The organism is Natronoflexus pectinivorans (assembly GCF_004345615.1).
GTDB lineage: Bacteria > Bacteroidota > Bacteroidia > Bacteroidales > Marinilabiliaceae > Natronoflexus > Natronoflexus pectinivorans.
The window spans coordinates 65177-76481 of sequence record NZ_SLWK01000014.1; the positions used below are offsets into that span (position 1 = coordinate 65177).

General features: G+C 39.1%; 5 protein-coding genes. 3 read left to right on the forward strand and 2 right to left on the reverse strand.

From position 1 onward, the window contains the following. Nucleotides 1-373 precede the first annotated feature (373 nt). Both EV194_RS14575 and EV194_RS14580 read left to right on the forward strand, forming a co-directional pair. Nucleotides 374-1159, forward strand: coding sequence for a polysaccharide biosynthesis/export family protein (locus EV194_RS14575; protein WP_165921904.1), 786 nt, complete (start codon nt 374-376; stop codon nt 1157-1159). Nucleotides 1160-1177: 18 nt separating this feature from the next. After that, the gene (locus EV194_RS14580; RefSeq protein WP_132434872.1) at nt 1178-3517 is read left to right on the forward strand and encodes a GumC family protein; all 2340 of its coding nucleotides are present in this window, start codon (nt 1178-1180) and stop codon (nt 3515-3517) included. 479 nt (nt 3518-3996) lie between these two features. Here EV194_RS14580 and EV194_RS14585 read toward each other — a convergent pair whose 3' ends face one another. Continuing rightward, the gene (locus EV194_RS14585) at nt 3997-5805 is read right to left on the reverse strand and encodes a T9SS type A sorting domain-containing protein (protein ID WP_132434874.1); all 1809 of its coding nucleotides are present in this window, start codon (nt 5803-5805) and stop codon (nt 3997-3999) included. A gap of 62 nt (nt 5806-5867) precedes the next feature. Beyond that, nucleotides 5868-7778: a polysaccharide biosynthesis protein gene (locus EV194_RS14590; RefSeq protein WP_132434876.1), complete on the reverse strand. Its 1911-nt coding sequence runs from the start codon at nt 7776-7778 to the stop codon at nt 5868-5870. 405 nt (nt 7779-8183) lie between these two features. On the opposite strand from EV194_RS14590, the gene EV194_RS14595 reads away from it, so the two are divergent. Next, a partial coding sequence (locus EV194_RS14595; protein ID WP_132434878.1) for a DUF5018 domain-containing protein occupies nt 8184-11305 on the forward strand: 3122 nt, incomplete at its 3' end.

The window sequence follows — 11305 nt, forward strand, 5'->3', positions numbered from 1 at the left end:
AAATCAAGTTATGCCAATAATATGATAAATACAAGAAAACGAACAAAAACTATCAAGGACAGACGATATTTGACCAAATTCAATTATCCGTTGATTAAACTATGAATATAAGAGTACTACATTAAATCCAAATTACTAACTTGCACTGTCATTTTGCAGCGAGGAATATTCGTTCTAATTGATGACATAAAAAATGGCAGAATCTGGTTAATTCATTATAAATTTAGATGTACAGATCATATTCTTTGATTAACGATGAAACCTAATGGTTTACAGTAATGTTTAACTATAAGAAGAGTTTCTGAAAAAACAGATGTGTGAAAGTTTAAAGGAAAATCTGACAGAACTTTTTTTTAAGCAAACTCAACCAACTATGCATAGATTTATTAGACCTTTTGTATTTTTAGTGGGAATATTAGCTTTTTTTTCATCTTGCGTTCCCCTTAAGGATTCAATATATTTACAAGGTGATATGGCTGTAAAACTTGAAGACATTGAAGGCCAATACAAAACAGAGAAAGAGGATTATCTGGTAAAACCTCATGATTTACTTTATATAAGGGTTACCAGTCTGGACGAACGTTCTTCTGCTTTTCTTAACAACGATGCAGGCTTTAACCAAATAGCCAACAACCCAATGTCGGCTAGCCTTTTAGGCTACCGGGTAGGTTTGGACGGATCTATAGATTATCCATTTCTTGGTAAGATCTATGTTGCCGGGTTAACACTACCAGAGATAGCCCGCAAGGTTGAACTTGCAGCCAGCAAATATATTGATCAAAGTGGAGCCATTGTAAAACTTCTCAACGACAACATCACCATCATGGGGGAAGTTCGCGGTCCAGGACGATTCCTGTTAAACAGTGAAGAAATTTCCATACTGGAAGCACTGGCTCTTGCAGGAGATGTAACCGACTATGCCAACAGGCGTAGAGTCAGGTTGATCAGAAAAGATGGAGACACTCCCAAAATGCTGATCATTGACACTACCGATGAAAGAATTATGTATTCCCCATTTTACTACGTAAAACCGGGTGATGTTATCTACGTTGAACCCCACCGACTCAAACAATGGAGTTTATCGACCATCCCACTTGGCTTCTCCATGAGCCTTGTTAGTGCATCACTATTGATTTTCTCAATATTCTCAACCAACTAACATCAAATTACTGAAGTCATGAAAAGTTACGAAGAAGTTGATCAAGAGCGGAACATAGACATAAAAAAGCTTTTCTTCAGAGCTTTAAATTATTGGTATCTCTGGCCAATCTTTTTAGGAGTTGCACTCATCATAGCCTATATATCGTGGGAAACCACACCTCCAATGCACCGGGTAAGTGCACGTATTATGATTTCAGACGCTCAGGAAGGTAGCGCACCTCGCGTGGGGATGGGACAAAATATGCTTCCAGGAATATCCTTGGGTAACCAAAGTCACATAGAAAATCAGGCCATCATACTCAGATCCAGAAGACAGATTGAGCGTGCATTGCGACAAGTAGATTTTGGCATTTCTTATTATGAAGTTGGAAGATTCAGAAAACAGGAAATTTACCGATCATCCCCCTTTCGTGTGCTGATTGATTCATCAGAAGTGAGTCCTCCAAATGCAACTTTTCAAGTTGAATTTAAATCATTGGATCGCTTTGTCCTTACCATGGAAAACGATAAATCGTTTTCCAAAGAGGCCGGATTTTATGAAAGAATATCGCATCCCAGATTTTCTTTTTCGATTTTACCGGTTGAAGATAACATGCCGGGATCCAATTACGAGAACAAAACCTACAGCTTTACCATCAACAACATGAGTCGGCTTATTGGTCATTATCAAGCCAATACCCGACTTGAACCGGTTCATTACGGATCAACCATTGTTGATTTATCCATTTTAGAAAACAACCCTCAAAAAGGCGTTGATTTTTTAAATGCACTGTCTAATATTGCAGTAAACTATACGCTTGAGCGAAAAAACCAAGTAGCTTTAAACACCATTCAGTTTATTGAAAGTCAACTTGAAGGAGTTGCCGACTCCCTGAGTGCTGCTGAGAACGTTCTGGAGAACTTCCGCTCTCGCCATGAAATCATGGATGTTTCACATCAGGGACAAATGATCATAACCCGATCACGGGAACTTGAAGATCAGCGATCGGCCATAATGGCCAAATTAGATTATTACTCATATCTGGTTGATTATATTGACAGCAACAGAGATGTAAATGAAATCATAGCACCATCATCAGCAGGAATTGATGACCCCATGCTGAGTCAATTAATCCGACAACTTTCTGACATGAGTGCAGAAAGGTCTGCTATGATGTTCAATGCCACCAGCGAAAACCCAAATATTACCAGAATTAATGCAAGTATAGAAAATCTTAAATCCAACATACAAGAAACTATAAAAAGTGTGGTTGCCACGACAAATCTTACTCTGGAAGATATAAACAGAAGGTTATACAACCTAAGCACACAAATTAGAATGCTTCCTCGTACTGAGCAACGGCTCTTAAATATTGAGAGAAGCCGTCAGATGAACAATGAAACCTACACTTTTCTGTTAAACCGATTGACTGAGGCTCAATTGGCAAAGGCTTCGAATCAGGCCGATAACGAAATTATTGAGGAGGCCATGATCAGAGGGATGGTTCAGCCAAACAGTAAACAATACATGATAATGATACTATTAGGTGGCTTGCTTTTGCCTACTGTTGTTATATTCCTACTTGTTTTCACCAACGATAAAGTGTTAGAAGCAGAGGACATTAAAGATATTTCACCACTGCCAATAATTGGTGAAATACCTTTCAACAAACCTCAGAAAAAGAGGGATATGGTTAAGGAAAAACCGGATAATACACTGTTATCTGAGTCTTTCAGAAGCATCAGAACATCGTTGGGTTATTATAATCACAAAAAGAATAGCAAAACCATTCTCATTACCAGTATCCTGCCGGGTGAAGGAAAAAGTTTCTGTGCCATTAATCTGGCTCGCTCCTTTGCCATGCTTGATAAGAAAACTCTTTTGATTGAGTTTGACATGCGTCGCCCTTCCTTAACCAAGCATTCAGGTTTATCTGTAAACGGAAACGGACTTAGCAAATTCTACACCGGCGATGCCAATACTGAAGAAATCATCCATACAGAAACCAACACACCTAATCTGCACATCATCTTTTCCGGACAAATACCTCCTAACCCTTCTGAGCTCATTGCCAGTGAGTCTACTAAAGAGTTGCTTGACAAGTATCAGGATCAGTACGACATTGTCATACTTGACACTCCACCGTTAGGTTTGGTTGCAGACGCACACCTGCTAACGGAATATGCAGATGCCAACATTTTGGTAGTAAGGCATAATTCCACTCCAAAACCAGTATTAAAGATTAACTTACGTGATGAAAAAGTAAAAAACATACCACACTTAAGTGTATTGATGAATGGAATACCATTCCAAAAGAAAGAGTACAGTTATAAATACGGTTATAATGTAACCAACAATAAGTATTTTGCGAATTAAACATTGATAGAAGTAATTCTGAAAATACCATCACATAGTTCTTAAAGCATTTCGCAGAACTCACAAAGAACACATGTCCACAATGTGTTCTTTGTGCTTTATGTGGTTAATTTCCCGACAGGATATAAAATATTAACACCATTAAGAACTATACTCAAAGTCAAACCGAGATACCTATTCTCCAATACCTAAACATTTATTGTTATACAGGCATATTATAATAAATATAAATAGGTTACTCACAATGCGCAAATTCAACAATTGAAGAAGGGATGTATGGTTTTAGTTATAGTTAGTTGTAACTTCAATTTTCCGCGAAATTGCTTGAGAAATTAAAGAATCGTTAAGAATTATTTGTCGTAGCCAAGCGCACTGAAAGCGAAAGCTAAATTAATTACAAATTGAAGACGGAAACCAAATAGCTGTTTCTTAAAGATGCCCGAAAAATACCAGCCAGGCCACAACACGCGTTTTTGAACTTAATCAAAATTCTCGCGATCCTGATCACTCTCATCATCAACCTTCACCCCGCCTCCCGAGTTCATATTTAAAACAAAATCACGCTTTAAAACTTTGCATTCACTTTTCTGACCAGATTTACCGGACAGAGATATGATGTATACCCCACCAGACAACGATGCCAGATTCAGAATAAGGGTGTTGTCCCCAAACGTTGCACGATACTCCTCATGGTGCATCAATCTTCCTGCTTCATCAAAAACCTCGGCCTTCAAAATATCTCTGGAGGGAGCATAGAAATCAACAGCCAAAATGTCCACAGTTGGGTTAGGATAACACTTCCTGATTTTCATAGGCAAAACTTCGGAAACCTCAGGTCCAGTTGTGTGACTGTCTTTAACCGGAAGAACCAGAAATACGCCAAATTCCGGCAAGGTATGTACTAACTCATCCTTAAAACTATCTTCAAGAAATGGACGTTCGATATCTGACAATCTCATTGGAAGTTGAATTGTACCACCATTGTAAACACCACTCAACACCGGATTTCCTGATAAATTCTGAACATCAAAAATTTGAAACTCTTGATTAATACTCAATACCCGAGATAAATTTACTGATACAAACTCCTGATTTCCCCAATTAAACACGGCAATTTGTCCACGACCTTTCTCATATCTGTTAGCAGATATCTCATAAGCAGAAATTGCAGGTACTCTTGACTGAAAAGTACTGGTCTGATCCTGATTACTTTTATCTTGCCATTCAGAAAAACTTTCAAAGTTTAATGTTCCGGCAAAATATTGATTATTATTAATTACAGGGTTGTTAATTAAAGAGAAATCATCAAATGCAATGAGAGGAGTTTCCGGATTTCTGGCAAAAAAACGATTTCTCACAATTTGAAGGGAATTCCATCCCTTTATTACATGCAATGTCCCGTCAACAATAATATTATCAGAGAATTCAGCATTCCTGTTTTCAACACCATATCCCAGCTGCACACTAGCCTTTGATGAGTATTGCGGACGATTATATATTATGTTGTTACGAATGGATATACGGTCTGCTGGTTGAAGGCCTCCTACAAGAATGTTACGATCTATGGCACGGTTTCCGGGAATGCCGCTGTTAAAAATAATATTCCCCTCCAGAACAAAACCTTCAATGGCTCCCTCCTCGGTATATATTTGAATCCCAATCCCAAATGAATTAAAGAGGACGTTATCTCGTATCAGTTTGGTTCCAGTTTGGTTTTGACCATAAATTCCATGTCCATGACCTCGTCGGGATCCGCGAAACCCGTTATGATAAATAATTGTACCGTAAATCTCGCTGCTGGTTGCGGGACGCCAAAAACCAACACCGTTTCCACCATTGTTATGAATATAACAATTAATCACTTTATTGGAGTGACCAATGAAGTATACTCCATCCCGGTAATAATTCTCCCCGGTTTCATCACTGTTGGTAATTGTTAAACCCCAATACCACGCATGTTGTCCCATAATGTTTAGTACTCCCAACTCATCTCCATCAGAATTGCCGTCAATTACGACTCTCTCTCCGGGAACAGCCCTCAGTATAATTGGAGTTCCCTCTCGGCCTCTCAGATAGGAAGTAAAAACGCCAGAGTAAAGTCCTCCTTTTATCCAGATGGTGTCACCGGGTTGTACATCTTCAGGATGATCCAGGGCTGTTTGCAAGTCCCAGGGGTGTGCCATTGTGCCGATTCCATCAGCAGTTCCATTCTCAGCAACAAAAAAGCTGGTTGCATTTACTAAAGCAACCATCAAAACAAAAACTCCGACACAAACAGCACGCTTCATAAACAGATAAATAGAACGTTAGACGATTAAACATTTTGCACTTATGAAATAATCACATCATCTCAGGTTAACGCAGACTCTTCGTGTATCACACTTTTGAACCGGCCATTTTGCGGAACAAATTCCGGAACCATGGCTTTCATATGCGCAATTAACAACCCCTCACCTTCTCCGTAAAGCAGATCAAGAATGTTTAGCACTTTTGCATTAACCTCTTTATAATTGTATGACTTAACCTTGCCAATCATAATTTTATCATGATGAGTAGGTTTGGTGTTTTCAGCAGAAGCCAGCAACTCTTCAAAAAGTTTTTCACCGGGTCTAAGACCGGTGAAAACAATATCAATATCTTCACCAAGATTCAACCCGGAGAGTTTAACCATTTTTTCTGCCAGATCAACAATTTTAACCGGTTCTCCCATGTCAAACACAAATATTTCCCCTCCATTACCCATAAACGAAGCCTCCAACACAAGCTGACAGGCCTCGGGAATTGTCATGAAAAAACGGGTAATTTCAGGGTGAGTAACCGTGATAGGTCCGCCTTGCTTAATTTGACGCTTAAACAGTGGAACCACTGAACCATTTGAACCCAGAACATTCCCAAAACGAGTGGTTATGAATGCAGTTTTGATACCCGGTACCTGCGACATAGATTGGATATAGATCTCGCAGATTCGTTTAGAAGTTCCCATTACGTTTGTCGGGTTTACTGCTTTATCGGTGCTAACCATAACAAACTTTTCTACTCCAAACTCCACCGATAAATCTGCCAAAATTTTGGTACCTCCAACATTGACCCTAATGGCTTCGTAAGGAGCATCCTCCATCAATGGTACATGTTTATAAGCGGCGGCATTATAAACTACATGGGGACGATGGGTTTCAAAAACCTGCCGCATGGATTTATAATTTGTTATATCCGCTAAAACAATCTTAAACGGTGCATCAAAGTGCCGCAGAATAATCTCTTGTTGCAGATCATACAAAGCTGACTCAGCCTGATCCAGCATAATGATCTGACGAACAGGAAACCGCAATAACTGCCGGACTATTTCAGATCCGATAGACCCGGCAGCACCTGAAACCAGGATTGTTTTATTCTCCAACCCTTCCTGAATTCTAAGAAGATTGAGATGGATTTCATCACGTCCCAGTAAATCCTCAATTCTGACATCCCGTATCTGTCCGGTATTTGAAATACCATTCACCCAATTTCCTACCGAGGGCATTACTTTAAGTTTCCATCCTCTTCTGAGGCATTCATCAGCAATTTTCTGTTTGCGCTTCACGGAAATATCAGAGACTGCAAGAATTACTTCCTCAATATGCTTTTGCTTTCCTACCGATTCCAATAGTTTTTCCCAACTGAAAACAGGTAAGGAGTGTAAAGTCATGTTCCACTTTGAAGGCTCATCATCAACAAATCCTACTACTTCATACGGACTCTCCTTATCGTTTTTAATAGCCTCCAACGTAATAAGTCCCAAATCATCGGTTCCAAAAATCACAACGTGCTCTGTACCTCGTGTATGTGTTAGATATGCGTATGTTTCCCGAACCAGAAGTCTGAACCCAAAGCAAAAGAAAACGGCCAACATAAAGTGCAGCAATATGACCAGCCGTGGAACCAAACCTATATCCAGATTTAATAAACGAAGGATGGTAGCAAATGATAACATGATTCCAGCAGCAACAACAGATGCCAAAACCAGCTTTCGCAATTCAGCAAAGTTGGTATGACGAATTACGCCTTTATGAACCCGAAAAACGTAAAAGATAAAACCATAAACCAGAGTAACATATGCACCTCCCTTGGCAAAATCCCAAACACTGTACGCCGGAAGCAAAACATTCAATCGAACAATATATGAAACAACAAATGCATTGGCAACCAACATAATATCAATGAGAAGAATCCACCACGGTGAAATAATTCTTCCTGTTATAGCTTTAAGCAAAAAATCCTTCATAGCAACTAAAATTTTTCTTCAACAGCACATTTATTCTGTCTCGTCTTCAAGTGATAAGGTTTATAAAAGCTTTGCTATTTAAACAACTTTATGGTTCAAATTTCAGCTAATAAAGGAGCATTTACAATTCATTTTTTACGAATCAATCAGAATCTTACACCAACATACATATACTAACTACAAGCAGTTTTTTAGAGTGTATGGAACACTTTCTCCAAGCAAAAACATTTAAACAAAAAAGACAATTAGCCTATGAGTTGATTTTTTAATGGTGTTTTCTTTCATCAATAAAAACGTTTGATATATCAGAATTAATGTTCAGTCTATAAAAACAGTAAAGACAATGAGCAACAAGTTTAATAACTTGTTGTTGTTTTTAATTGTAAACTTCATAAATTAATTAATATGAGACCTAACAACTACCTGCTGAAAAACCTATTTATAACAATGGCCTTATTAGGCATTGCATTGATCACCTCTGCTCAAAGCCGGCAAAGACCGGCTGAAGTCAACCTCAACAACCAATTAATGCAACTGAGTTCACCGGCTGAAGATTTGCTTGAAACAGATGAAAACATTGATATCAACTTTTATCATTTACACATTGATGTTGATATAGAAAATGAAAAGATATATGGTGATGTTTACATCGAACTTACAGCAGTTAACAACCTGAACCAGGTTGTACTAAACCTCCACAGTGATTTTGAGATCACATCTGTAAATGAAGATGCAACCTCATGGACTTTGGAAAATAATTTGCTCACCCTGGGGCTAAACAGTTCTTTTAATGTAGGAGAAACCGTAAAACTCAGAATTCAGTACAATGGGAACCCTCCATTGGCACCGGGACGCTTTATTAATAAAGGCTTTCGTTTCGACAGGCATTCCAGCCAAACAGTGCCGGCCATAGCCAATTATAGCACGCCATACCTTTCGCATTACTGGTTTCCTTGTAAAGACGGGACAACTGACAAAGCCGACCGTGTTTGGGTGGACATCACAATTCCGGATCAATCGTACAACGGACAACCGCTCATGGCGGTTTCTAATGGAGTTCTTCTGAATGATAATCCTCCAGTAGAAAATGGAAAAAGGACTTTTCAATGGAGACATGAACATCCCATTGCGCCATATTATATACTGGTGGCGGTATCAAACTACGTTCTGGTAGAAGATCAATATGAAAATACTGAAAACGGGAATTCTTTCCCGTTAGAGTTTTATGCATTTCCTCAGGATATTGCTGATGCTCAAAATGCAATGGATAAAATGCATGAAATAATGGATGCCTTCATTCACTACTTTGGTGATTATCCGTTTGCCGATGAAAAATTTGGAATGACGCAGGTGGCCTTAAGCTGGGCAATTGAAAATCAGACCAACCCGATTATCGGGGGTTTTGGAGAAAATTGGACTGATATAATTATTCACGAAACCTCACACATGTGGTTTGGAGCTTCCATTACCAACCAAACATGGCAACATGTTTGGTTGAACGAAGGGTTCGCCACTTATGCAGAAGCACTTTTTAAGGAGTTTTCATCAGGTTTTAATATTGAAGAGTATCATACCCGCATGAGAGCAATGGAGAAAAGATTCAACGACTTTCCCAGTTTGTATCTTAGTAACGACTCTAATTACGATTACATATTTGAAGAGATTTACTACGAAAAAGGAGCCTGGCTTCTGCATATGTTAAGAGGGCAATTGGGTGATGAGCTCTTTTTTGACTGCATCAAATCATATGCGCAAAACCCAAACTTCAGGTATGGCCATGCCACCACTGAGGATTTCAGAGATCATTGCCAAGCCATCAGTGGAAAAGATTTAACAACCTTCTTCCAACAATGGGTGTACGATTTCGCGTTTCCCATTTACAGCTATGACTATGTAACAGATGATGTTACCGGTGAAACAACGTTCACCTTGTTTCAAAGACAAAATGCCATTTGGGGTGACCGTGAAGTTTTTGAAATGGAAGTGGATATCAAATTCCATTTTGATGACGGAACATCTGTCATCGAAAGAGTTGTTAATAACGCTGTTGAACAGCAATTCACATTCAACTTTGAAAAAGAAATTCAACAAATTGAAATAGACCCTGATGAGTGGATCATCAGAGAAATAAGGAGCCATAAAAAAGAGATTTTAGCCTTTAACGTTCCAGACCAAATAAGTTCAGAAATCAATCAGGAAGAGCAGACCATTACCATAACTGTTCCTTTTGGAACAGACTTGTCGCAAATCACCCCAACCATCGAACTGTCTGAAAAAGCATCTGTTACTCCGGAATCCGGAATGCCGGTTGATTTTTCTGAAGGGATCGTTGTTTTTACAGTCAGAGCTGAAGATAGAACCACAAAGGAATATACTGTTATCATTGAAGTGGCTCCTAATAGTGAAAAGAGTATTTTATCATTTACCATTGAGGGGCAAATCGAAGAGACTCTGATTAACGAAGAGACATTTGAAATAATAGTTTTCATGCCTTATGGTACTGATTTAAGCAACCTTTCACCTGCTATTGAAATCTCTGAAGGAGCCTCCGTAAACCCTGAATCGGGATCTTCGGTAGATTTTTCTGAAGTACCAGTAATATTTACCGTTACAGCACAAAACGAAGACACACAGGATTATTCGGTTATAATTAACACCACCTCAGATGACGACCTCAGGATTGTTGGATTCAACATTACAGATCAGGTTGAAGAAACCTTAATCGATCATGATGAATCAACCATTCATGTTACAATGCCAACAGGTCACGACTTAACAGACCTTGCTCCAAAAATAAGTTTAGCTGGTAATACAACTGTAGATCCGGAATCTGAAGTTTCTGTTGATTTCTCAATGGGATCAATAGAGTATACAGTAAAAACAATTGATGAGTCCGAACAAAAAGTTTATACTGTAACAGTTGAAAATCTTTTGAGGGATGGCAATCAAATCTCTGAGTTCACAGTACCTGATCAAATTGGGGAAACAGTTATTGATGACGAAGAGAACACCATTTTGGTGATCATGCCTACAGGAGAGGATATTTCAGAGGTAACTCCGGATATTTCAATTTCCGAAGGTGCATCCATTGTGCCAAGCATTGGTGAGGCGGTTGATTTCTCAGGTGGTCCTGTTACGTTCACCGTGACAGCGGAAAATGGGCAGACAAGAGTGTATGAAGTGACGTTGGATAATACGCTCAATGATCAAAACCTGATTACCGAATTCTCTGTTACTATTCAAATTGGTGAAACAGTTATTGATGACGAAGAGAACACCATTTTGGTGATCATGCCTACGGGAGCTGATATTTCAGGGGTGACTCCGGCAATTTCCATTTCCGAGGGTGCATCCATTGAACCGAACATTGGTGAGGCGGTAGATTTCTCCGGTGGCGCTGTTACTTTCACCGTGACAGCGGAAAATGGGCAGACAAGAGCGTATGAAGTGACGCTGGATAATACCCTCAATGATCAAAACCTGATTACCGAATTCTCTGTTACTATTCAAATCGGTGAAACAGTTAT